The sequence below is a fragment of the Marinimicrobium sp. UBA4209 genome (assembly GCF_002381585.1).
Taxonomy (GTDB): domain Bacteria; phylum Pseudomonadota; class Gammaproteobacteria; order Pseudomonadales; family Cellvibrionaceae; genus Marinimicrobium; species Marinimicrobium koreense.
On sequence record NZ_DFTP01000088.1, the window covers coordinates 1 to 21,940 of the forward strand.

Annotated in this window: 21 protein-coding genes, 4 tRNA genes and 1 pseudogene; 10 read left to right on the plus strand and 16 right to left on the minus strand. The window is 59.7% G+C overall.

Annotation, left to right across the window (positions count from 1 at the left end; genetic code table 11):
- Positions 1-59 precede the first annotated feature (59 nt).
- Positions 60-707, minus strand: a complete 648-nt coding sequence (leuD, locus tag B3187_RS12630; RefSeq protein ID WP_286806846.1) for a 3-isopropylmalate dehydratase small subunit — start codon at positions 705-707, stop codon at positions 60-62.
- A complete protein-coding gene (gene leuC / locus B3187_RS12635; RefSeq protein WP_286806848.1) occupies positions 704-2,140 on the minus strand; it encodes a 3-isopropylmalate dehydratase large subunit in 1,437 nt (478 codons plus the stop codon). The genes leuD and leuC overlap by 4 nt, the downstream gene beginning before the upstream one ends.
- A gap of 121 nt (positions 2,141-2,261) precedes the next feature.
- On the opposite strand from leuC, the gene B3187_RS12640 reads away from it, so the two are divergent.
- Together B3187_RS12640 and B3187_RS12645 are read left to right on the plus strand one after the other, a co-directional pair.
- Positions 2,262-3,128, plus strand: a complete 867-nt coding sequence (locus B3187_RS12640; protein WP_024460392.1) for a LysR family transcriptional regulator — start codon at positions 2,262-2,264, stop codon at positions 3,126-3,128.
- Between the two features lie 102 nt (positions 3,129-3,230).
- Positions 3,231-3,974 (plus strand): TIGR04219 family outer membrane beta-barrel protein, encoded by a 744-nt coding sequence (locus B3187_RS12645; protein WP_024460393.1) that lies wholly within the window; start codon positions 3,231-3,233, stop codon positions 3,972-3,974.
- A gap of 135 nt (positions 3,975-4,109) precedes the next feature.
- Here B3187_RS12645 and B3187_RS12650 read toward each other — a convergent pair whose 3' ends face one another.
- The 3 genes from B3187_RS12650 to prmB form a co-directional block, all read right to left on the minus strand.
- Entirely contained in the window at positions 4,110-4,883 is a 774-nt protein-coding gene (locus B3187_RS12650; protein WP_286806850.1) for an amidohydrolase, read from the minus strand.
- A 91-nt stretch (positions 4,884-4,974) separates the two neighbouring features.
- The gene (gene aroC / locus B3187_RS12655; protein WP_286806851.1) at positions 4,975-6,072 is read right to left on the minus strand and encodes a chorismate synthase; all 1,098 of its coding nucleotides are present in this window, start codon (positions 6,070-6,072) and stop codon (positions 4,975-4,977) included.
- Positions 6,073-6,110: 38 nt separating this feature from the next.
- The gene (prmB, locus tag B3187_RS12660; RefSeq protein ID WP_246004339.1) at positions 6,111-7,028 is read right to left on the minus strand and encodes a 50S ribosomal protein L3 N(5)-glutamine methyltransferase; all 918 of its coding nucleotides are present in this window, start codon (positions 7,026-7,028) and stop codon (positions 6,111-6,113) included.
- 199 nt (positions 7,029-7,227) lie between these two features.
- Here prmB and folE point away from each other — a divergent pair.
- A pseudogene (gene folE / locus B3187_RS12665) lies at positions 7,228-7,770 on the plus strand (GTP cyclohydrolase I FolE); the annotation flags it as partial.
- Between the two features lie 21 nt (positions 7,771-7,791).
- Here the strand turns inward: folE and B3187_RS12670 are convergent.
- The 7 genes from B3187_RS12670 to B3187_RS12700 all read right to left on the minus strand — a co-directional run bounded on the left by B3187_RS12670 (position 7,792) and on the right by B3187_RS12700 (position 13,485).
- Complete coding sequence (locus B3187_RS12670; protein ID WP_286806852.1) at positions 7,792-8,751, minus strand: DUF4892 domain-containing protein; 960 nt, start codon at positions 8,749-8,751, stop codon at positions 7,792-7,794.
- A 40-nt stretch (positions 8,752-8,791) separates the two neighbouring features.
- Entirely contained in the window at positions 8,792-9,673 is an 882-nt protein-coding gene (locus B3187_RS12675) for an alpha/beta fold hydrolase (protein WP_286806853.1), read from the minus strand.
- A complete protein-coding gene (locus B3187_RS12680) occupies positions 9,670-10,569 on the minus strand; it encodes a substrate-binding periplasmic protein (RefSeq protein ID WP_286806855.1) in 900 nt (299 codons plus the stop codon). The genes B3187_RS12675 and B3187_RS12680 overlap by 4 nt, the downstream gene beginning before the upstream one ends.
- A 56-nt stretch (positions 10,570-10,625) precedes the next feature.
- Entirely contained in the window at positions 10,626-11,093 is a 468-nt protein-coding gene (gene sixA, locus B3187_RS12685) for a phosphohistidine phosphatase SixA (protein WP_123637545.1), read from the minus strand.
- A gap of 9 nt (positions 11,094-11,102) precedes the next feature.
- Positions 11,103-11,441, minus strand: coding sequence for a DUF4389 domain-containing protein (locus tag B3187_RS12690; protein WP_123637546.1), 339 nt, complete (start codon positions 11,439-11,441; stop codon positions 11,103-11,105).
- Positions 11,441-12,460: an NAD(P)H-dependent glycerol-3-phosphate dehydrogenase gene (locus B3187_RS12695; protein ID WP_123637547.1), complete on the minus strand. Its 1,020-nt coding sequence runs from the start codon at positions 12,458-12,460 to the stop codon at positions 11,441-11,443. The genes B3187_RS12690 and B3187_RS12695 overlap by 1 nt, the downstream gene beginning before the upstream one ends.
- 488 nt (positions 12,461-12,948) lie before the next feature.
- On the minus strand, positions 12,949-13,485 hold the full coding sequence (locus B3187_RS12700) for a flavin reductase family protein (protein ID WP_286806856.1): 537 nt from the start codon (positions 13,483-13,485) through the stop codon (positions 12,949-12,951).
- Between the two features lie 175 nt (positions 13,486-13,660).
- On the opposite strand from B3187_RS12700, the gene B3187_RS12705 reads away from it, so the two are divergent.
- The 6 genes from B3187_RS12705 (at position 13,661) to B3187_RS12730 (ending at position 16,767) form a co-directional block, all read left to right on the plus strand.
- Positions 13,661-13,737, plus strand: a tRNA-Pro gene (locus tag B3187_RS12705).
- A gap of 25 nt (positions 13,738-13,762) precedes the next feature.
- Positions 13,763-13,839: transfer RNA gene (locus tag B3187_RS12710), tRNA-Arg, on the plus strand.
- Positions 13,840-14,000: 161 nt separating this feature from the next.
- Positions 14,001-14,076, plus strand: a tRNA-His gene (locus tag B3187_RS12715).
- A 112-nt stretch (positions 14,077-14,188) separates the two neighbouring features.
- Positions 14,189-15,037 carry a bifunctional methylenetetrahydrofolate dehydrogenase/methenyltetrahydrofolate cyclohydrolase FolD gene (gene folD, locus B3187_RS12720; protein WP_123637549.1) on the plus strand — a complete coding sequence of 283 codons (849 nt, stop codon included), beginning with the start codon at positions 14,189-14,191 and terminating at the stop codon, positions 15,035-15,037.
- A gap of 10 nt (positions 15,038-15,047) precedes the next feature.
- The gene (locus B3187_RS12725) at positions 15,048-15,743 is read left to right on the plus strand and encodes a pseudouridine synthase (RefSeq protein WP_339619649.1); all 696 of its coding nucleotides are present in this window, start codon (positions 15,048-15,050) and stop codon (positions 15,741-15,743) included.
- Positions 15,736-16,767 carry a class I SAM-dependent methyltransferase gene (locus B3187_RS12730; RefSeq protein ID WP_286806857.1) on the plus strand — a complete coding sequence of 344 codons (1,032 nt, stop codon included), beginning with the start codon at positions 15,736-15,738 and terminating at the stop codon, positions 16,765-16,767. The genes B3187_RS12725 and B3187_RS12730 overlap by 8 nt, the downstream gene beginning before the upstream one ends.
- Positions 16,768-16,773: 6 nt before the next feature.
- Here B3187_RS12730 and B3187_RS12735 read toward each other — a convergent pair whose 3' ends face one another.
- A complete protein-coding gene (locus B3187_RS12735; protein ID WP_286806858.1) occupies positions 16,774-17,526 on the minus strand; it encodes a methyltransferase domain-containing protein in 753 nt (250 codons plus the stop codon).
- A 3-nt stretch (positions 17,527-17,529) separates the two neighbouring features.
- The gene (locus tag B3187_RS12740) at positions 17,530-18,153 is read right to left on the minus strand and encodes a DNA-J related domain-containing protein (RefSeq protein WP_286806859.1); all 624 of its coding nucleotides are present in this window, start codon (positions 18,151-18,153) and stop codon (positions 17,530-17,532) included.
- A 241-nt stretch (positions 18,154-18,394) separates the two neighbouring features.
- Between B3187_RS12740 and B3187_RS12745 the strand changes: the two genes are divergently transcribed.
- Positions 18,395-18,470: transfer RNA gene (locus tag B3187_RS12745), tRNA-Asn, on the plus strand.
- 207 nt (positions 18,471-18,677) lie between these two features.
- On the opposite strand, the gene B3187_RS12750 is transcribed toward B3187_RS12745, so the two are convergent.
- Positions 18,678-20,222, minus strand: a complete 1,545-nt coding sequence (locus B3187_RS12750) for an alpha/beta fold hydrolase (RefSeq protein WP_286806860.1) — start codon at positions 20,220-20,222, stop codon at positions 18,678-18,680.
- A complete protein-coding gene (locus B3187_RS12755) occupies positions 20,222-21,757 on the minus strand; it encodes a putative bifunctional diguanylate cyclase/phosphodiesterase (protein ID WP_286806862.1) in 1,536 nt (511 codons plus the stop codon). Before B3187_RS12755 ends, B3187_RS12750 begins: the two co-directional genes overlap by 1 nt.
- Positions 21,758-21,940 lie beyond the last annotated feature (183 nt).

Here is a 21,940-nt window from a genome sequence, read left to right on the forward strand (position 1 = left end):
GGACAGATACAAGGGTGGATAAGCGCGAAGCGCGCATCCGCCGTCACCCAGCTATTTCTTTACCGCAATCCGTCAAAAAGCCAGGGGGCGTCTTTGCGGCGCTGCGCTTCGTAGGCCTCGATCGCATCGGCATGCTCAAGCGTCAGACCGATATCATCCAGACCATTTAGCAGACAGTGCTTGCGAAACTCATCGATCTCGAATGCAAACGACTCGCCGCTCGGTGTGGTGACCGTCTGCTGCTCCAGATCGATGGTCAACTGATACCCTTCCTGTTCATACATCTCGTTGAACAGGCGGTCGACAACCTTCGCATCCAGAACGATCGGCAAAAGACCGTTCTTGAAGCAGTTGTTGTAAAAAATCTCCGCAAAACTCGGCGCGATCACACATCGGAAGCCGTAATCGTCCAGCGCCCAGGGCGCGTGTTCACGACTGGAACCACAGCCGAAGTTTTCCCGGGCAAGCAGCACCGTCGCACCCTGATAGCGCTCAAAATTGAGCGGAAATTTCGGGTTGAGCGGGCGCCCGGTGCACTCCTGATCCGGTTGCCCCTCGTCGAGGTAGCGCAGTTCGTCAAACAGGTTTTTGCCAAACCCGGTGCGTTTGATCGACTTCAAAAACTGCTTGGGGATGATCATGTCGGTATCGACATTGGCGCGATCCATGGGCGCCGCGATTCCGGTCATCTGGGTAAAGGATTTCATGCGGCCTGCCCTCCAGTAATTTCACGCACATCGACAAAGTGGCCCGCAATGGCGGCCGCCGCGGCCATGGCTGGACTGACCAGATGGGTGCGACCGCCGTAGCCCTGACGCCCCTCGAAGTTTCGGTTCGAAGTGGAAGCACAGTGCTCTCCGGCACCCAACTTGTCGGCATTCATGGCCAGACACATGGAACAGCCCGGCTCGCGCCATTCGATACCGGCGTCGATAAAGATTTTATCCAGGCCTTCTTTTTCCGCCTGAGCTTTCACGGTACCGGAGCCCGGCACCACAATCGCTTCCTTGACTGAATCGGCTTTGCGTTTGCCTTTGACCACCGCGGCCGCCGCCCGAATGTCTTCAATCCGGGAGTTGGTGCAGGAGCCGATAAACACCCGATCGAGCTTGATGGAGCGCATCGGCTGCCCGGCCTGAAGCCCCATATACTGCAGAGCCCGCTTCATGCTTTCGCGCTTGACCGCGTCGGCTTCCGCCTCCGGGTCCGGCACAGAGTCGTCAATGGACACCACCATCTCCGGCGAGGTCCCCCAACTGACCTGGGGCTTGATGTCCTCACCGCGCATGTCCACCACGCGGTCGAAGTGGGCGCCTTCGTCGCTTTTGAGGTCGCGCCAGGCTTCCACGGCCTTGGTCCAGTTTTCACCTTTGGGCGCGTAGGGCCGACCTTCCACATAGTCGATGGTGGTCTGATCCACCGCCACCATGCCCGCGCGGGCACCGGCTTCGATGGCCATATTGCAGACGGTCATCCGCCCTTCCATGCTCATATTGCGGAACACATCGCCACCAAACTCGATGGCATAGCCCGTACCGCCGGCAGTACCGATCTTGGCAATGATGGCCAAGACCACATCTTTCGGAGTGACACCGGGGCCGAGTTCACCGTCGACCCGGATCAACATGTTCTTCATTTTCTTGGCGACCAGACACTGGGTGGCCATCACATGCTCCACCTCACTGGTACCAATGCCGTGCGCCAAGGCACCCAAGGCACCGTTGGTGGCGGTATGGGAGTCGCCACAGACGATGGTCATACCCGGCAGACTGGCGCCGGACTCCGGCCCGATCACATGCACAATGCCCTGGCGCTGATCGTTGATCTTGTACTCGGTGATACCGTACTCGTCGCAGTTGTCGTCGAGGGTTTTCACCTGGATCAGGGACACCGGATCCTGAATACCGGACACGCCCGAGGCCCGCTCTTTCGAGGTGGTCGGGACGTTGTGGTCCGGCGTGGCCAGGATGGAATCGGCCCTCCAGGGTTTACGACCCGCCAAGCGCAGGCCTTCAAAGGCCTGGGGCGAAGTCACTTCGTGGATGATGTGCCGATCAATATAGATCAAGGCGGAGCCATCGTCGCGCTTTTGCACGAGGTGGGCATCCCACAATTTGTCGTAAAGGGTTCTGGCGCTCATAAGGGTTGTCTTCTCAAAGCAGATCACGATTTGAGGGTATTTTAAGGGCCCACAACCAATAAAACAAATTTATAATTTTTATCTATTGCATTCCATTCTGGAATGGATAGACTGACAGCTTATGGATACCCAACACCTGCAAGCCTTTGTCGCCGTCGCCGAAACCGGCTCGTTTTCCGCCGCCGGCCAACGCCTGCACCTGACCCAGCCCGCCGTAAGCAAGCGCATCGCCACCCTGGAGCAACAACTGAACAGCCCCCTGTTCGACCGGGTGGGCCGGCAGATCAGTCTCACCCATGCCGGTTTATCGTTACTGCCCAATGCCAAGCGGATCCTGCAGGAGGTGGCGGACGCCGAACGCGCCATTACCGACCTTCAGGGCGAGGTGCGCGGCGCGCTGAGTATTGCCACCAGTCACCACATCGGCCTGCACCGCCTGCCCCCTACCCTTCGCCACTTCACCGAGCGCTACCCCGAGGTGAAACTGGATCTGCATTTTCTGGATTCTGAGCAGGCCTATGGGGAAGTGCTGCAAGGACGCTTTGACCTGGGCATTGTCACCCTGGCGCCGGAATCGGACCCTCGCATGGCCGAGGACATCATCTGGCGCGACCAACTGCACTTCGTGGTGTCGCACAATCACCCCCTGGCCCAGCGAAAGTCCCTGACATTGGCGGATCTCAGCCCCTGGCAGGCGATTTTGCCGGATACCAACACCTATACCACCCGACTCGTTCAGGCGCTGTTCGACGAGCAGTCCCTGACGCTTGATGTGGGCATGGTGACCAACCACCTCGACACCCTGAAGATGATGGTTTCGATTGGCCTCGGCTGGGGAGTGCTACCGCAGACTCTGCTGGGTGATGGTCAAGTACACCCTTTGCCCTTGGACCACACGGTGATCACCCGCAACCTCGGGGCCATTCATCACAAACAACGCAGCTTGAACAATGCCGCGCGAGTCTTCCTGCAGTTATTACAGGGATAATACCCAGCCGCGCTGATTTGCTCTGCGTCACACTTTTTGTAGCCTGCTCTGCTAAGATACGGGGCAGTCCATTCACCCAACCAACACAATGGGAACGATGTTATGAAAAAAGTAATGCTTGCAAGTGGTCTGATGCTGGCTGCACCGCTCGCCTCAGCGGATTTTCTCGGCGTATACGCGGGCGCTGGCCAATGGCAAAGCGATTACTCCGGCGTCATCGGTGATGCCAATAACGATATTGATGTCAACGAGCTGGGCCTGAACGAAAGCGACAACAACTTCTTTTACGTCGCGTTTGAACACCCGATTCCGCTGCTTCCCAATGTGCGTCTTCAGCACACCGACCTGAGCAGCTCTCAGTCGGCCACCATCGTCGACACCTTCACCCTGGACGGCGAGACTTTTACCCCCGGCGAAGTGGCCACAGACGTTGACCTGACCCATATCGATGGCACTTTGTATTATGAATTACTGGATAACTGGGTGAGCTTTGACCTGGGCCTGACCATCCGAAAATTCGATGGCTATGTACAGGCCGAAAGCGAAACGGTCGGCAATTCTCAGAACGTCGTGTTGGATGAAGCCATTCCCATGGTGTACGGCAAGGCCCGTTTTGATCTGCCGTTGACCGGCCTGTCTGTGGGCGGCCAGGCGAACGTGATCAATTACGACGACAACAGCCTGAGCGACATGAGCGTCAACGTGGCTTATGACTTTATTGACTCTATGGCGCTGGATCTGGGTATCGAAGTCGGCTACCGGCAGATGAACCTGGAGATCAATGAAGACGTGACCGCCGATGTGGAATTGAGCGGGCCTTATGCGTCGTTGAATCTGCATTTTTAAAGGGTGGTATTCGGAGTTTGGTAACGGCGGATGCGCTTCGCTTATCCGCCCTACGCCACCTCCGCAGCCAAGCGTAGGGCGGATAAGGGCGAAGCCCGCATCCGCCGTTACCCAGCACCACATCACACGCAATACTTACCGCAATATCTCAAACCCATCCGCATCCAGATGGGCGGGAAATGACTCACGATATTGGGTCAGCCTTTCCGCACTGAGCACTGCGGTAAAACACCCTTCGCCATCCTCTGCATCGACCAACACCTCGCCGGCGGGGCCATAAATGGCACTGTCACCACAGTAGTCCTGATCTTTCTCATCCACGCCGATACGATTCACGCCCGCCACGTAGCTCAGGTTTTCAATCGCCCTCGCCTGCAAGAGGCGTCGCCAGTGTAACGATCGGGCGGCCGGCCAATTGGCGACGTACAGGGCCAGATCATAATCCCCCCGGTTGCGACTCCACACCGGGAAGCGCAGGTCATAGCAGATCATCGGCAGAACCCGCCAGCCTTTCAGCTCGACCAACACCCGCTCCTGTCCCACGGCGTAACGCTTGTGCTCGCCCGCCATACGAAACAGGTGCCGCTTGTCATAGTGCACCCAGCTACCATCGGGGCGCATCCACACCAGGCGATTGCTGTACTGGTCATTGTCTTTCACCACCAGAGAGCCGGTCACCACCGCATCCAGCTCGGACGCCCAGTGCGCCAGCCACTGCCAGGCGCGCCCGCCCACGACTTCAGCGTGGTCCCGCGCCGTAGCGCTGAATCCGGTGGTAAACACTTCGGGGAGTATCACCAGGTCACTGCCCCGGGCCCGCTCCAGCCAGGGTTCATAGCCGGCCAGATTGCGCTGCGGGTCATCCGGCGCAATGGTGGCCTGAATCAGGGATAAGGTGAGATCTTGCATACACAGGCTCCCGGAGATTCTCGGAGCCCGGCAGGTCAGGAAGGTGGCATGCCGGGATAAAGGCCCAGCATGCCACAATCGCCACGGGGAATCACGACTGTGCGGGAATCACCGGCGTATCGACACGTACGTCCGCATTCTGTGCCCGGTGACGCAGGCTGTGATCCATCAGCACCAGAGCCAGCATCGCCTCGGCAATGGGGGTTGCGCGAATGCCCACGCAGGGGTCGTGACGTCCGGTGGTGATCACCTCCACCGGCTCGCCCTGGACGTCAATGCTGCGCCCGGGCACCCGCAGACTGGAGGTGGGTTTGAGGGCCAGATGAGCCACTATGTCCTGGCCGGAGGAAATGCCCCCCAGAATGCCGCCGGCGTTGTTGGAGGTAAAGCCTTCCGGGGTCAGCTCGTCACGGTGCTCGGTGCCTTTCTGGGCCACCGAATCAAAGCCCGCACCGATCTCCACCCCTTTCACGGCGTTGATGCTCATCAGCGCGTGGGCGATATCCGCATCCAGGCGATCAAAAATCGGCTCCCCCAGCCCCGGCTGCACGCCACTGGCCACCACGGAAATCTTGGCGCCTACGGAATTGCCCTCTTTGGCCAGCGCCTGCATGTAGGTTTCCATCTCCGCCACCTTGGAGGCGTCGGGGCAGAAGAAGGGGTTCTCGCTGATCTGATCCCAATCCACCGACTCAATCGCAATGGGCCCCAACTGCGAAAGGTACCCACGCACTTCGATGCCGTAGCGCTCGCGCAGGTATTTTTTCGCGATCGCACCGGCCGCCACCCGCATGGCGGTTTCCCGGGCGGATGAACGGCCGCCGCCGCGATAGTCGCGCACGCCGTACTTGTGGTGATAGGTGTAGTCCGCATGCGCCGGGCGGAACTGATCCTTAATCTTGGAGTAATCCTTGGAGCGCTGATCGGTGTTTTCAATCAACAGGCCAATGGGCGTACCCGTGGTTTTGCCCTCGAACACGCCGGACAGAATCCGCACCTGATCGGCTTCGCGCCGCTGGGTGGTATAGCGGGACTGACCGGGCTTGCGCCGGTCCAGGTCGAACTGCAGGTCTTCCTCGGACAGCGCCAAGCCCGGAGGGCAGCCATCCACCACGGCGCCCAGCGCCGGGCCGTGGCTTTCGCCAAAAGTGGTCAGGGTAAACAGTTTGCCAAAGCTATTGCCGGACATAATCGGTTCCGAATTTCTCTTAAACGCAAAAGGAGGAATTATACCTCAGAAAAGGCCGCCAGCGCCCGAGCGCTCAGCACGAACACCCCGTGACCGCCCCGCTCGAACTCCACCCAGGTAAAGGGCAGCTTGGGAAAAGCCTGCTCCAGAGCCACCTGGGAGTTGCCCACCTCCACCACCAGAACCCCGTCCTCGGTCAAGTGTCGAGGCGCCTCGGCGAGCAGGCGCCGGGTAAAGTCCAGGCCATCATCCCCGGAGCCCAGCCCCAGCTCAGGCTCGGCATGATACTCCGCCGGCATGCTGGCCAGATCACGAGCATCCACATAGGGCGGATTGCTGACGATCAGATCGTAGCGACGCTCACCGAGGGCCGCAAACCCATCGGACTCCAGGGCCTCAACCCGCCCCTCCAACTGGTGGGCCTTGATGTTGGCCCGGGCGACGTCCAGCGCATCCGGGGAAATATCGCTCAGGTCGACCTGAGCCTCAGGAAAGGCATAGGCACACGCAATACCGATACAGCCACTTCCGGCACACAGATCCAGCACCCGCTCCGGCTCCAGCTCCAGCCAGGGCTGAAACCCGGCTTCGATCAACTCGGCGATAGGCGAGCGCGGGACCAGCACCCGCTCGTCCACCGCAAAACGCAAGCCACAGAACCAGGCCTCGCCGGTCAGATAGGCTGCCGGCACCCGCTCGCGGATGCGTCGGTCCAACAGCGCAGCAACCGTCTCTCGCTCGGCATCAGTCAAACGCGCATCCAGCCATTCCTGGCGACTGTTCTGAACCGGCAAGTGCAGTGCATGCAACACCAGTTGGACTGCCTCATCCCAGGCGTTGTCGGTACCGTGGCCGAAGAACAGCCCCTCGGCATTGAAGCGACTGGCACCCCAGCGAATAAAATCTCGAACGGTTTTCAGTGGCGCCCAGGGCGGCAAGACATCAGCAGATGACACGAGGCGGATCCTTTGTGATGCGGTAAAAAAACGCTATTGTACCGATTCTGAGGCACCCGTGGGTCGCATTTCTCCCAATCGGGACAGGTGATCCCAAACGATAGACAGGTCGTAAAAAGCCCTTTACCAATTTGGCCGCTTGACGTAGGGTAGCCGCCCTCCTGATAAGCTTGCAGGCCCCTACAGGGTTGAGGAACAGACAATGAAAGAACATTTTGCCCGGATTATTGAAGGCATCGGCGAAGATCTGACACGTCCGGGACTGGTGGATACCCCCAAGCGGGCCGCCAAAGCCTTCCAGTTTTTGACCAAAGGATACGAGCAGGACCTGGAGGAAGTCGTCAATGGCGCCCTCTTCCCCTCCGACTCCAGCGAAATGATCATGGTCAAGGACATCGAGCTGTACTCCCTGTGCGAGCACCATCTGCTGCCCTTTATCGGTAAGGCTCATGTCGCCTACATTCCCACCGGGCATGTGTTGGGTCTGTCAAAGGTGGCCCGGATTGTGGACATGTTTGCGCGCAGACTGCAGATTCAGGAGCAACTTACGGTACAGATTGCCGAATCCATCCAGAACATCACCGGCGCCTCGGGCGTGGGCGTGATCATCGAGGCACAGCACATGTGCATGATGATGCGCGGCGTGGAAAAACAGAATTCGGTGATGAAAACCTCGGCCATGCTGGGCACCTTCCGCAGCAATCAGGCGACCCGCACCGAATTTCTGTCACTGCTTCGCTAGCCAGGTTCAAACGTCCGATAATCAGCGCTCGGGTAAACGCACCACCTCCACCCGGGCGCTGCGCTCCCCCTTGCCCGCCGGAGACAGACTTCCCAACCCAAAGACCGGGATCCGTTGCTCACTGACTCCCTGCGCTTTGAGTTTTTCCCGCACCTGTTCGGCGTAATGCAGCGACTGGGATTGCTGCGCCTCCAGAGAGTCCGCACCGTAGTCATGGCCGACCAGCGCCACGACCCAACCGGATTCCTGCCGCAACAGGGTGGCCAGCGCATCGATGGCCGATTCGGAAACCGACACCCGCCAATCCTGCGCCGAACCCACGACATCAAATCCGGGCAGCACAAAATAGCCTGCCTCACGCAAGCGCTCACCCAGCACCGCAGGACTCAGGGTCAGCGCCGGCCGATCCACTTCCGGCATCTGCACCAGATCCAACTGGACGTACACCCGCCGGTTCCCGCGCCGCACAGAGTACAAGCTCGCGTAATAAACCGTGTCATCGCGCACGACTTCATACACACTGTAGTACTGGAATTGATCCAGACCGTATAGCTGAATCACGTTGAAGTGGTTGTTGGCCCAGTTGATACTCCCGCCGCACTCACGCTCCTCACAGGCAAACAGCTCGCGGGCACGACCGCTGATCAACTGCTCTTCGTAAAACCGGAAACCTTCGCGAGCACTAAAACCCGACGGCAACTCGAGCGTGCGTCTGAGGACATTGCCCTGGACTCGTTGCTCCCGCTCTGCCGACCAGGTTCCGCCGACTTTCTTGAAGGTGGACAGCGCCAGCACATACGTCTGATCCGGGCGGTACTCACGCATCATGACCCGGGCTTCCGGAAAATCCTCCAACCCGAGAAATTCCGGTACTTGCGTACCATTCTGAGCAACCACGTCTGTTGTGGCCAGCAGAAGGGCCCACCCCGTCAGCGCCATCGACAAAACAAAAGGCAGGGCGCGATAACACTTCAATCGCATGGCATTCTCCCATCAAGATCGAACCACCGAGTGGAGCTATTCATTGGGGAAGTTCATTCCATCCCAACGCCTGACCGCTTAAAAACCGGCGTAAACATTCGGCCACCTGTGGCGCCTGGGATTCCAGATGCAGGTGATGCCCTCCGGGCAACTCAATCCAGTCGAGTCGATCGGGAAACCGCTGCAGAGCCTCCCGATAATGACTGAATAATCGCGGAATGCCGTCCCGCCCGAGAATCATCGCCATATCCGCCGTGGCACTGGCAAGAAACGCCTCGATGTAATCCTCGGTCAGTTTTATCGCAGACGGCGCGAGCAGCCGTTGATCGGTACTCCAGGAGTAGCCGCCATCAACGGCTTTGGTCCCACGCTCGGTCAGCGCCCGGGCCGCGTCGATACTCAGCGGAAACATGCCTCTGGCACGCGCTTTGGCCGCCCGGGCCAGATCCCGGTACACACTGAGCGGTTTATTCCGCAACGCACTCATCTCCAGGATCGAGCGGGCCAGTTGTCGCGGGGCCGCCTGGGGTTGATGCACTTCCGGCCACAGCGCTTCAATCAGGGCCAACCGGGTAATACGTTCGGGAAACGTGCCCGCCGCGATCATGCCGATAATCCCGCCGCGCGAGTGCCCCAGCAGCGAAAACCGGTCCCACCCCAGTTGATCCGCCACCTCAAACAACTCCGAAACATCTTCCCAGATATTATACGGGCCGACACCGGCGCGGTGTCCGCTGCGACCGTGTCCCGCGAGATCCAGCGCGACAATGTGGGTATCTGGAAGCAGCGGCGCCAGCGCATTGAAGGTGGCGCTATTATCAAGCCAACCGTGCAGCGCCAGAATCGGTTCACCGCCCGGCTCACCCCACTCCTGGGCCGCCAGGGTCATACCCGGGAGAGAAAAGGTCCGCTCGCGACTCATGGGCGACCCGCTTTGTGCTGCGCCGAATCAGCGGTGGCATCGTCCGTTATGTCGGGGTGCCACCACAACTCGGAACGATCCAGAGGCGTGCGCTCCGGCAGCAGCGGATTGGTCAGTTTCAGCACGCGGCGCTCATTCAATGCCGCGCGCTCAAAAATCGGACGTTGACTCGGGTGCTGGAAGAACAGCTCATCAAAGCTGCCGTCCGCGATCGCCCGCTCGAGCCCCTGCTCCAGCCGCTGCGCAAGTGCCGCGTTCTGGCGGCGCACGAAAAAGTAACTGGCCGCAGGGTAGTGCAGCAACAGCCTCGGCTCGACCTTAAGATCGAGTTCCGGACGCTGCGCCACTTCCGCCCAGGGTTCATTCAGAGCACGGGGGATATAATCAATGCGTCCGTGCCGCAACATGGTGAACAGGGAAAAATAACCACTCGTGGTAACAGGCAGCTCATTGTGCCGAAGGATATCGGTATCCGGCCAATCCGCCGCTTGCCCGGCGACATGTCGGGCGAGTGCTTCCAGAGTCGTCGCATCGGCAAAACGGGCGTGATCGTCGCTTCTGACCACCAGCAACCGGTAACCCGCCATCCCCTTGGTCAGTGGGATGCGCACAGGCCTTAAATGGCGCTCGCGATTGCGCGTGGTCATACTCCAGAGCACGTCGATCTTTTCGCCTGCGGAAAGCAATCGGAGGATACGCCCCTGGGGAACGCGCAAGGGCACCGCCTGCAGACGGTAATCGCCGAACTCGTCCCGCGTTTTCTCCAGAGCCAAGCGTAGCAGTTGCTCGAAATAGTCGTTTCGCTGGTCCAGGGGGCTGCTCATATCCGGGTAGCGCACCACCAGCGGCTCGCCGCCTTCGGTCGACGCCAGCGAGGCTCCACTCCATAGGATCAAGGTGGCAATTCCGGAACACAGCATTCGAGACCAGGTCGCCACCGGAACCACCATTATCAGTCTTCCCGGTGACGGAGCCAGCGTAATTCTCCGACACCACCGGCGACCACATCCAGGGTCAGACAGGCGACGGACGCCGTACCCATGGTATAGCGACCCGGTTCGGCGCCAGTCAGATAATGAATAAGATCGCCGACCAATGGCATGTGACTGACCAGCATCAGGTTATCCTCCTCACAGGCCTGCAACTGGGCACACAGCGCCTCGAGGTCGGCCTCCGGGGTGAGCAGCTCGGTCTCGACCGGCTCGGCCCCGCGGCCCAGGACCTGATTGACGATTGCGGCCGTCTGCCGGGCGCGGCGGTAAGGGCTGACCCACAACTGATCCAGATCGGACAGCTCGTCGCTCAGCGCGTTGGCCACCCGCTCGACATCCGCCTCACCCCGGGCGGTCAGGGGCCGCTCGGCATCCGATGACGCTTTGGTCTGAGCCTGACCGTGACGCATAATGAACAGGGTTTTCATTCAAACACCTCAGTTGCGCGAATGATCGTCGCCGGTCTCTTCCCGCTCGTCTTGTCGGGGTGCTGGTGACTCAGCCTCCGGCCAGTCACTGAATGGAAATGGCTTGTCATCGCTACTGTAGGTGAGAAACTCCAGAGCGCGATAAATATACAGCGCCAGCGACTTTCCAAACTGGCGCAGATTCCGGTTGGGGCTTCCGGTCAGCAGTGCAAACAGGAATTGCAGGACGATCACAACCCCCATAACCACCCCGGCGACATAAAGCAGTACGGCAAACAACAGCATATAGACCAGCCGCAGCCAATGCTTGCCCGAGGTCACATTGGTTTTCAGAGTTTCGCTATCCATCAGTCTGCTCCCATATATTCCACGTCGTGGTTTTGTTCACCCAACATCAGTTTCCGGGCGACATCGGCGATTGCCTCACCTTCGAATAGTACCGCAAATAGCCCCGAAACCAGAGGCATATAAACACCCAGCTCGTCCGCCTTCTGTTTGACCTGGCGCAGGGTGTTGACCCCCTCCGCCACCTGCCCCAGCCCCTGGATGACCTCCTCCAGAGGCTGTCCCTGCCCGAGCGCGTAGCCTACCCGGTAATTACGGCTCAGATCCGAGGTGCAGGTGAGAATCAGGTCGCCCACACCCGCCAACCCCAGAAAGGTCATCGGGTTCGCCCCCATGGCGGCAGCAAAACGCCCCATTTCCGCCAGGCTTCGGGTCAACAGCATCGCCTGGGTGTTATGCCCCGCCCCAAGGGCAGCGGCCATGCCACACACAATGGCATAAATGTTCTTCAGTGCGCCACCAAGTTCCACTCCGTAGCGATCCGGGTTGGCATAGACCCGGAAGGTCTCCGAGCGCAGGCAACTCTGCACCTGTTGGATCAACGCCTCGCTCTCGCTCGCCACCACGGTACCGGTCTGCTGTCGGGCGACAATTTCCTTGGCGAAATTCGGACCGCTGAGCACGCCAATGGCGTGGTCGGGCAACTCCTGCTCGAGAACCTGGCTCATCAGGGTGAAGCCCTCCGGCTCAATGCCCTTCGCCGTACTGATCACCATCGCTTCTTTGCGCAACAGCGGCGCAATCTGTCGGGTGACCGCCCGAAAGGAATGGCTGGGAATCGATACGAACACCAGGTCACTGTCGGACACCGCCCGGGTCAGATCCGACGTCACCTCCAGGCCGTCAGCCAGACGCTGCCCCGGCAGGTAGCGCCGATTCTCCCGCGTTGACTGGGTCTCGGTGGCACTGGCGGAGTCCCGCATCCAGAGAAAGGTGCGAACGCCGTTCTCGGCAATGATATTGGCAATGGCCGTTCCGAAGCTTCCGCCTCCGAGTACGGCCACCGTGAGCTTTTGGGTCATAGGATTAGATCCGTCCTGCATTGATACCGATCGCTTTAAAGTGTAGCCCGCTTCGGCGGGCCGGGAGATGACAACCCACCTATTCAAGGAAGGCGGGTTGGAGACATAAAAAATTCACATTTTTCTTGTCCACATTTTCTGTGGATAACTTGGTGGATACTTTTTGGGAAAGTGCCTCGAACCCGCATCATCTCTGACCGTTGCACAGATTGTCCAAAAAATAACCGGCTCAATTTTTTCTTTATTTATCAATATGTTACGAATGTCAACCAAGGATATAGCGAAGTTTTCGCACTCTGTCGGAACCCTTGACAAGTACCGCACTGCTAATGTGCATAAACCAGTTAGTGAACCTTAACCGCGAAACTCCCGTAGCCACAAAACTTTCATAAAGCAAGCGTATTATTGCGCGCTTTCGGGATCACTTTGACGCCATCCGTGCGCCCGAACGAGGCGCACCGAAGCCATCGCCAAATACCTTCCGAGTTTCAGCGGGGCGCCAGTACGCCGTAGCCGCCATCGACATATATCAGCGGGTCTACCGCCAGCTCACCGAGCTTCACTTCGTGAATCCGGGCCACCACGATATGGTGGGTGCCATAAGTCATAATCTGGTCCGACTCGCAGAAGAAGGTCGCCTGGGCGTCCGCCAGGTAAGGCACCTCATCCCGCCCCTGACGCCAGTCCCCGATACTGAAGCGCGGTTGATCGCCCTCGAAACCGGCACACCGATTGGAGATGGCCTGCTGATCAGACCCCAGGATATTGATGGCAAAAGGCGTGCCTGGCGTGGATAGATGCCCTTCCAGCGCCACCTGTTTGTTCACACAGACCAACAAGGACGCGGGATTGTCTGAGACCGAGGTCACCGAAGAGACCGTCATCGCATGACGCTCACCATCGTCCGAACGGGTGGACAACACCGATACGCCGGAGGCCAGGCGACGCATCCCCATCTTCATGGCCATACCCAGTTCGGCCTCTTGCGGGTGATCGACCTCGTGTTGCTTGGGGGTATCCTGCATGCTTACTCCTCACATCTGGTAAGCCGCTATTCTGACGAGCCGCCGTGACAGACACAAGTGCCACCGAACGCCCGAACCTTGCGAGACCAATTTACCGTTGACGCGGTGGGGCACCATCGGTATTATGCGCACCTCGCGAATGACGGCGTCCACTGGATGGCCATTCGGTCTACGGCGGAGTGTAGCGCAGCCTGGTAGCGCGTCTGCTTTGGGAGCAGAATGTCGGGGGTTCGAATCCCTCCACTCCGACCACTCGCCTGCGAGATTTCCCAGCCATGCGCCCGTAGCTCAGCTGGATAGAGCACCCGCCTTCTAAGCGGGTGGTCGCAGGTTCGAGTCCTGCCGGGCGCGCCATCTTCAAGTGGGGCACTGAATCCACTGAAAGATTGGAAGGCTCGTCAGACGACAAACCTGTATCAGGGTAAGGCCTCAAAGGTCTGGATTCATACCGAAAACTTCGGTAGAGTACGCGCCCTGAAATTGACCCCGGCAATCGGGGGCAACACCTTGCAATGGTGGCTGTAGCTCAGTTGGTAGAGTCCTGGATTGTGATTCCAGTTGTCGCGGGTTCGAGCCCCGTCAGCCACCCCACTTCCCCCCTTTCTGATTCCCCTGCAACACCACAACGGCGCTTTGCCTGAGCGGAGCACTGTGGGACAATAGCGCCCTTTTCTACTCCAGCCCAGCATGAGGAATTCGGTCCATGCCAGCACAGATTCTCGACGGTAAAGCCCTCGCCAAAAAAACCGAGCAGGAGCTCGCCCAGCGCGTTGCCGATCTCAAGGCCCGCAGCAATGGCCAGGCCCCGATTCTCGCCACCATTCTGGTCGGCGATGACCCCGCCTCGGCCACCTACGTAAAAATGAAAGGCAACGCCTGCGAACGCATCGGGATGGAATCCCTGCGCATCGAGCTGCCCGCGAGCACCAGCACCGACGAGCTGCTGGCCAAAATCGATGAGCTGAACAACGACCCCAACGTGCATGGCATTCTGCTGCAACACCCGGTACCCGAGCAGATTGACGAGCGTCGCTGCTTCGATGCCATCAGCCTGGAAAAAGACGTCGACGGCGTCACCTGTCTCGGCTTTGGCCGGATGAGCATGGGCGAAGAAGCCTACGGCTGTGCGACCCCCAAAGGCATCATGCGCCTGCTGGAAGCCTACGACATCGAACTGGAAGGCAAGCACGCGGTCGTGGTCGGTCGCAGCGCCATTCTGGGCAAGCCCATGGCCATGATGCTGCTCGGTGCCAACGCCACCGTCACCATCTGTCACTCGCGCACCAAAAACCTGCCCGAACTGGTTCGCCAGGCCGACATCGTCGTGGGCGCCGTTGGCCGCCCGGAATTCATCAAAGCGGACTGGATCAAAGACGGCGCCGTGGTGGTCGATGCCGGCTACCACCCGGAAAAAGTGGGCGACATTGAACTCGAACCCCTGGTCGACCGGGTCAGCGCCTACACCCCGGTGCCCGGCGGCGTCGGCCCCATGACCATCAACACCCTGATTTACCAGACCGTAGAGTCCGGCGAAAAGAGCATCGGCCAGTAGCGAGTTCGGCATGGCCATGCGCCTGGACAAATACATCAGCCAATGCACCGGCCTGTCCCGCAAGGGTGTGCGCATCGCCCTCTATGGCAAGCGGGTGCAGGTCAATGGTGTCACCACCAAAAGTGTCAGCCAGGCACTGACGGGGAACGAGCAGGTCACGCTGGACGGCGAACTTCTTGCCCTCCCCCGGGCCCGCTACCTGATGCTGCACAAACCCGCCGGCACCCTCAGCGCCACCCAGGACAGCAGCCAGCCCTGCGTGCTGGATCTGCTACCGCCGGCATTGGCGGACGGCCTGCAGATTGTCGGCCGCCTGGATAAAGACACCACCGGCCTGTTGCTGTTGACCGACGACGGCGCCTGGAACCACCGGATCACCTCCCCCCGGCGCGCCTGCGCCAAGGTGTATGACGTCGCCACCGCCGACCCTATTACGCCGGATATCGCCAAACAGTTTGCCGACGGTATTCTGCTTAACAATGAAAGCAAGCCGACCCTGCCGGCCACTCTGGAACAACTGGACGAGCGGCGGGCCCGAGTCACACTTCAGGAAGGTCGCTACCATCAGGTCAAACGCATGTTCGCCGCCACGGGAAATCGGGTCGTCGAACTGCACCGGCTCGCCGTGGGTGGCATTGTGCTCGACCCCGAACTGGCACCCGGCGACTTCCGCTCGCTGACCGAGGATGAGATCGCCCGTGTCTGACAGCGCCTCTCAATGGCTTCTGGAACAGATCCATTCGGCCCGGGGAATGGCCAGCCTCTGGTGTCTGGATGAGCACGCCCAGGGCGACACCCCGCCAAACGCTTCATCCCTCAGCGTGATCACCAACCGTTGGGATCAGTTCGAACTCACCCGCCACGCCGGCCTGAATACCCACTTCAGTGATTTTGATTTCTCGCTTCGGGCCGACGGTTCACTGGATCGAGTGTTCTATCGCGTCTCGAAAGAAAAACCGGTCGTGCACCACATCATCAACGAAGCCGGCCGCTGCCTGAAGCCCGGTGGTGAGCTGGTCCTGTGCGGGCACAAAACCGACGGCACCAAAACCTATATCGACAAAGCCTCCGCGTATCTGGGCCAGCGCGAGAAGGCCAAAAAAATGGGGCAACTCTACGTCGCGCGCCTGGTCCGGTCCGACCGCCTGGCAACGCCACTGGATGACAGCGACTACACCATTCCCCGCCCCATTTTCACCGACGATGACGTTCAGTTTTTCAGCAAACCGGGGCTGTTCGGCTGGCAGAAACGGGACCGGGGCAGTGCCATGTTGTGGGAACAGGCGGCGCCCCGTCTGCAGACTTCCGGCGCTGAAACCCTGCTGGACCTCGGCTGCGGCTACGGCTATCTGGGGCTTATGACTCAGCGCCTGCCACTAAAGCGGAGAGTGTTGACCGACAATAATGCTGCCGCCCTGGCCATGGCGGCCTACAATGCCGAACACAATGGCATTCCCGCCGAAGTGATCGGCGCCGACTGTGGCGAGCGCATTACCGACACCTTTGATGCCGTGCTGTGCAACCCGCCCTTTCATCAGGGGTTCGGTGTCAGCGGGGATTTGACTGACCGGTTTTTACGCAGTGCCCACACCCACCTGACGCCCAATGGTCGAGCCTGGTTTGTGGTGAACCGGTTTATTCCCCTGGAACAGAAAGCCCGCGGCCTCTTTACGCACGCCGAGGTACTGGCTGACCGGGACGGTTTCAAAGTGATTGAGCTCCGCAGCTAACCCCGATCAAACCCCAAAGGCCTTGCGGCGATACCGCAGCCGGCATTGCGCCCGCCGCTTGTCCAGTTCGGGATGCACCTGCAAACGGGTTTCAAACATTTCCCACTCCGGCACCTGCCGAAAGAAGGCGCCAATCGCGTTGGCGTAGTGCGGCGTGCTGAAGCGCTGCGCCTCGGCCCAATGTCGGCGAATCACGGGATCTTTGCAGAGCGCCGACGCACGCAACTGCGCCTCACTTTCGAAATTCATCACCAGAGCACCGCCCGGCACCACCACCGACCAGAGCGCGCTGCACCAGTTTGTATCAGCCGCGATGGCGCGCTCCGCCTCGCCGTCCACATGGCCGAACAGGTCGTCAATCACCAGATCAAACCCCGGCCCCCGATACTGTGCCAACCACTCCCGCGCGTCCGCCTCAAGCAGGCAGACATTGGCTGCCGAGGCACCGAACACCTCTCGCGCCACCTGCAAATGGACCGGGTTCAACTCAATCCCGACAATCAGGTCCGGGCTCAGAAACCGGTTGAGCTGGCACACCACAGCGCCACCGCCAACGCCCAGCAGCAACACCCGCGACGGACGCCCAGACCGGAGTGCAAAAGCGGGCAGCAACAACAGGTCCCAGACGCTGCCGGTTACCGGCTCGGCGGGATTGTACTGACTGTGGAATACGCCGTTGGTGTACAGGCGCAGACTGTTGCCCGCCCGGCGGACCTCGTAGCGATCCTCACCCTGTTGGCGCAACCAGAACAGCGCCACCGGCTAGCGACCCCGCCCTAGTACCGCCATGGCAGCGTTGATCTGCTGCAGGCGCCGCTCGGAGCCGCCCCGATCCGGATGGTGGTCCATCGCCAGACGACGGTAGCGCTGCTTGATTTCCTCCCGGGTAACCGGGTCGGTCAGCTCCAGCGTTGCCAGGGCATCGGCCCGCTCCTGGTCGGAGGGAGCCGCCCCCTGCCCCAGACGCTTCCAGAAACCCGCCAGCAGTTCTACCACCGTCTCTTCGGTCGCGTTGTCGTAATACGACCAATCCAGGTAGAACTCGCGTAAGGGCCCCGCCTCCGCCTCGGATACCGCCCGGGCACTCTCCCCGTCCGCCAGCGGCCGCAGATAGATCGCCAGGGGCGAGATCACCAGCGCCTGCCCCTGGCAGGCAAACTCCTCCTGGAGCCGATGCAGGGCGTTGAACACCTGAAAGTGCACCCGGAACAGGGTCAGCGGATGAAAACTGTAGTCCCGATCCACCAGCCCCCGGGTCTTGAGGCCTTTGATCAGGGTAAACTCGGTCTGGGCCACCCCCTGGGCGGCCTGCAGTAGCTCCCGAACGGGGCCGATCAGCGGGTTGCGCTTCCCCTCGTCGGGCAGCCTTTGTGTCTGTTCAGTCATAGCCGCCAGTATAGGGAAAGCGGCCTGGATTACCAGCAGAAGACCCGACGCCAGGCACCAGCCCACTCAATCTAACCCGTTGAAAAAGCACCAGTTATTACCCAAAGTGCACAGAGAACACCCAAATTGCACAAACCGTCACCAGGCCACCCCAAAAGGGGCACTTTTTTCTGAAAAAAGGGTTGACCGATCCAAATCCGGACTATAGGATACGCACCACTTCCAGACAGGAAGGCGCCACTCCGCCTTAGCTCAGTTGGTAGAGCAAATGACTGTTAATCATTGGGTCGCTGGTTCGAGCCCAGCAGGCGGAGCCAAATACGAAGAAACCACCCACCTCGGGTGGTTTTTTTATGGACCAATGATTAGCGCAGCCGCGCCGTTAATCATTGGTGAATTCCAGTGGAATCCACCTAGTTCGAGCCCAGCAGGCGGAGCCAAATTACTAGCCAAGCGCTAGACCAGAAACCACCCAACTTGGGTGGTTTTTTATGCCTATTAACCGCCCCGACACCTTCTTACCGCTATTCAACCTCAGCCACGCACTCCGGCGTCCACTCCTGCTCCGGGTGATCCAGAAAACGGCCCAGTGCTGACTCTACACAGGTGTCCGACCATATCACCGAGTGGCCGACATCTTCGGCGATATAGAGCTGAGCCTCTGGCCAGCGACGGGACACGTCTCGAGACCACTGCGCCGGTGTGACGGGGTCCAGTTCGCCGGCCAATATCAGCGTGGGTGTGGCGGGCGGTTCGAGGGGTGGCAGAGGTTCATCGGCGGAGCCCAACCAGCGACAGATGTAATTGTCCCAACGATCCATATAGGCGGCGTAGCGTGGGTAGCGGGCCAGTTCCGCACTGTAGGCGGCCTCGGTGCCCAGCGTATGGTCGAAGCAGTTCACCGCCATGAACGTCAGCCTTGAGAGGCCGCCCTCCAACGCCTGGTTGATGAAGGATTCCACCAGCGGGGTCACTCGTTCGGGCTCTTCGCTCACAACACCCTGCAGCGCCTCGACAATCATCGGCCAATCCCCATGGTCATACAGGGCGCTGAATACCGTGGTCATCATTCGGTGATCGTCCAGTACCACTTCGATGGATTCCGTTCGGTACCAACTGTCCACGGACAATTCCAGTGGCTGATTTTCCAACGTTTTTAGGGCCTGCATCAGCAAGGCGTTCAGGTCCGGCACCGACTCGGCGCAGCCTTGGCGCCCTTGGCACCAGCGAATGAAACGCTCGATGCTTTCGGTTACCACACCGGGCCAACTGATCAGTCCGCCTTGGTCCGGTGGGTAAAGCGCATCCAGTACCAATGTTCGCACCGGCGGCGGCCCTTCATGGTTCAACGCTACCGTCGCCAGAGCGAGGCGCGTACCGTAGGACACGCCGATCAGATTGAACTGTTCGTAGGGCAAGAGGCGCATCAGTGCGGCCAGATCGGCGGCGCTTTGCCGGGTACCAAACTGATCCTGACGAAAGTGCCCCGCAGCCTCCAAGTCCGCAAAACAGGCTTGCAGCAACTCGGCGGCTTCCCGCGCTTCCCGCTGCGGATCAATATGCTGAGCAACGGCCTGCTCACTGTAGATGTCATACTCCGGGCAGGTCAGCGCGGGCTCGCTTTTCCCCACGCCGCGCCGATCCATCAGAATCAGGTCACGGTGCAGATTGCTGTATTCCTGCCAGGACTGCCAGAATTCGATGCTGTGTTTATCGAGCCCGGCCGAACCACCGGGGCCGCCGGGCAAGTAGATCACCGGGTCGTCCCGTCGCTCGGACGAACTGGAACGGAGGATGACCACCGGCAGGTGAAAACGCTGCTCACCCGAGTCGGTCGCATAGCCGGGCGTCAACAGGTCGGCGCAGCGGACGTCTTTGCGCCAGTGGCTCTGGAAGTCGCAACGGCGGTAACGGAGCTCATAGTCCGTAGCAATTGCCGGTGCATTTTCAGGCGTCGATTCCGTCGCTCTGGCCGTTATCGTTTCAGGGGAAACGTCAATAAACCAACAGGTGGCCGCCGTGCCCGCAATGCCCAAACACAAGACCCATATCCACCAGAGTCTGCGCATCAAGCGTTGACCGTTTGCTGCAGAACCAGAGTCCGGTATTCATCCCCCGGCATGGGGCGGGCCAGCCAAAAGCCTTGCAGGTAGTCCACACCCAGGCCTTCCAACGCCAGACTCTGGGTTTGCGTTTCCACGCCTTCGGCCACGACTTTCAGATTGAGTGCCTGAGCCATGGCCACGCTCGCCTCTACCAGTGCACGATCCTGCCGGGATTGATCCATGCCCTGCACAAAACTGCGATCAATTTTCAGATAACTGAAGGGGTGTTGGCGCAGGTAACTGAGTGACGAGTAGCCCTGACCGAAGTCATCCATGGAGATGGCGACCCCCAGGTCGGTCAATTGATTGAGAACTTCCGCCGCTTCGATCACGTTATTCAGTAGTACGCCTTCGGTAATTTCCAGAATCACGCACTGCGGGTCGATACCGGATTCGTGCAACGCCTGCTGCAGATCACTGACGATGTACCCGTGCACAAACTGCTTGGGAGAAACGTTCACCGAGATGGTCAACGGCTGACCACTCTCCCTGATCAGTTCAACCGTACGGAAAAAGGCTTTTCTGAGCACCATCATGCCCAGTTTGCGAATCTGCCCGCTCTGCTCCGCGACCGGAATAAAGTCCGCCGGTGAAATAAACCCTTCCGCCGTGCGCCAGCGCACCAGAGCCTCGGAGCCGGTGCAGCGCCCTTCAACCGGCTCGTACACCGGCTGAAAGAAAACTTCCAACCCATCCTCTTCCAGCGCCTCGCGTAATTTCTGCTGAAGATCAAAACGATGCTGCAGGCTGGTGGCCATTTCCGGCTGATAAAAGTTGAAGCAGTGTTTGTATTTTTTGCTGTGATGCAACGCCAGATCGACGCTGCGCATCAGGCCCAACAGCTGTTGACCGTCCTCCGGATAACAGGCCACCCCGGCACTGGCGGTGACGGTCAGTTCCATACCGTCGACGGTAACCGGTTCGGTCAATGCTTCGAGCAGCGCACCGGTACGGGCCGCCACCCGATGGCGGCTTTCGGTACCGGCGCACATCATCAGAAACTCATCCCCACCCTGGCGTACCAGATGCTCCCCGGGCCCGAGCTGGGCCTTGAGTCGCTCCGCAAGCGCGACGATCAGTTGATCCCCCGCCCTGTGGCCCAGACTGTCATTGACCTGTTTGAAGTCATCCAGGTCCAGCAGGATGACACAGAAACCTTTGCCGCTGCGTTCGGCCTGCCCCAGCAGCCTTCGCATGACCCGCAGGCCGAAGCGACGGTTCGGCAACCCCGTCAGGTAGTCGGTGTAGGCTTTGCGGCGCACGAGAGACAGGTGCCGGCGTTTCAGATCGAGCTGCCGGGAGAGCGCCCAGTTCAGCCGATAGGCCAACAAGTAGATGATGACGCTGGAGGCGATGACGAATAACCAACCTTTGGTGGTCTGCCAGAACAGGAAGCTGGTGGAGTCTGCGGCGACCAACCAGTACAGCACCCGGTCGGATAGCAATATCCACAAGGAGGCGAGCGCGAGGTAGATCAGAGCTATCCGTACTGGGGTCATAAAGGGTCGTTATCACGTCAACAGGCTTGCCTTGAGGATAGCAGCCATAGAACGATGCGACCATATGTCGGCGCTTTTTTGCTCCACAATAGACTATGGCAATCACTGTTATAGCGACTGCCCGTTGCTATACTTGGCTCAGGTGTCCGCCGAGGGCTGTGCAGTGACGGGAGTTTCGCCCCT

Coding starts and splice junctions, on each gene's coding strand:
- leuD (WP_286806846.1), bottom strand. CDS start 707: ATGAAATCCTTTACCCAGATGACCGGAATCGCGGCGCCCATGGATCGC.
- leuC (WP_286806848.1), bottom strand. CDS start 2,140: ATGAGCGCCAGAACCCTTTACGACAAATTGTGGGATGCCCACCTCGTG.
- B3187_RS12640 (WP_024460392.1), top strand. CDS start 2,262: ATGGATACCCAACACCTGCAAGCCTTTGTCGCCGTCGCCGAAACCGGC.
- B3187_RS12645 (WP_024460393.1), top strand. CDS start 3,231: ATGAAAAAAGTAATGCTTGCAAGTGGTCTGATGCTGGCTGCACCGCTC.
- B3187_RS12650 (WP_286806850.1), bottom strand. CDS start 4,883: ATGCAAGATCTCACCTTATCCCTGATTCAGGCCACCATTGCGCCGGAT.
- aroC (WP_286806851.1), bottom strand. CDS start 6,072: ATGTCCGGCAATAGCTTTGGCAAACTGTTTACCCTGACCACTTTTGGC.
- B3187_RS12670 (WP_286806852.1), bottom strand. CDS start 8,751: ATGCGATTGAAGTGTTATCGCGCCCTGCCTTTTGTTTTGTCGATGGCG.
- B3187_RS12675 (WP_286806853.1), bottom strand. CDS start 9,673: ATGAGTCGCGAGCGGACCTTTTCTCTCCCGGGTATGACCCTGGCGGCC.
- sixA (WP_123637545.1), bottom strand. CDS start 11,093: ATGAAAACCCTGTTCATTATGCGTCACGGTCAGGCTCAGACCAAAGCG.
- B3187_RS12690 (WP_123637546.1), bottom strand. CDS start 11,441: ATGGATAGCGAAACTCTGAAAACCAATGTGACCTCGGGCAAGCATTGG.
- B3187_RS12695 (WP_123637547.1), bottom strand. CDS start 12,460: ATGACCCAAAAGCTCACGGTGGCCGTACTCGGAGGCGGAAGCTTCGGA.
- B3187_RS12700 (WP_286806856.1), bottom strand. CDS start 13,485: ATGCAGGATACCCCCAAGCAACACGAGGTCGATCACCCGCAAGAGGCC.
- folD (WP_123637549.1), top strand. CDS start 14,189: ATGCCAGCACAGATTCTCGACGGTAAAGCCCTCGCCAAAAAAACCGAG.
- B3187_RS12725 (WP_339619649.1), top strand. CDS start 15,048: ATGGCCATGCGCCTGGACAAATACATCAGCCAATGCACCGGCCTGTCC.
- B3187_RS12740 (WP_286806859.1), bottom strand. CDS start 18,153: ATGACTGAACAGACACAAAGGCTGCCCGACGAGGGGAAGCGCAACCCG.
- B3187_RS12750 (WP_286806860.1), bottom strand. CDS start 20,222: ATGCGCAGACTCTGGTGGATATGGGTCTTGTGTTTGGGCATTGCGGGC.
- B3187_RS12755 (WP_286806862.1), bottom strand. CDS start 21,757: ATGACCCCAGTACGGATAGCTCTGATCTACCTCGCGCTCGCCTCCTTG.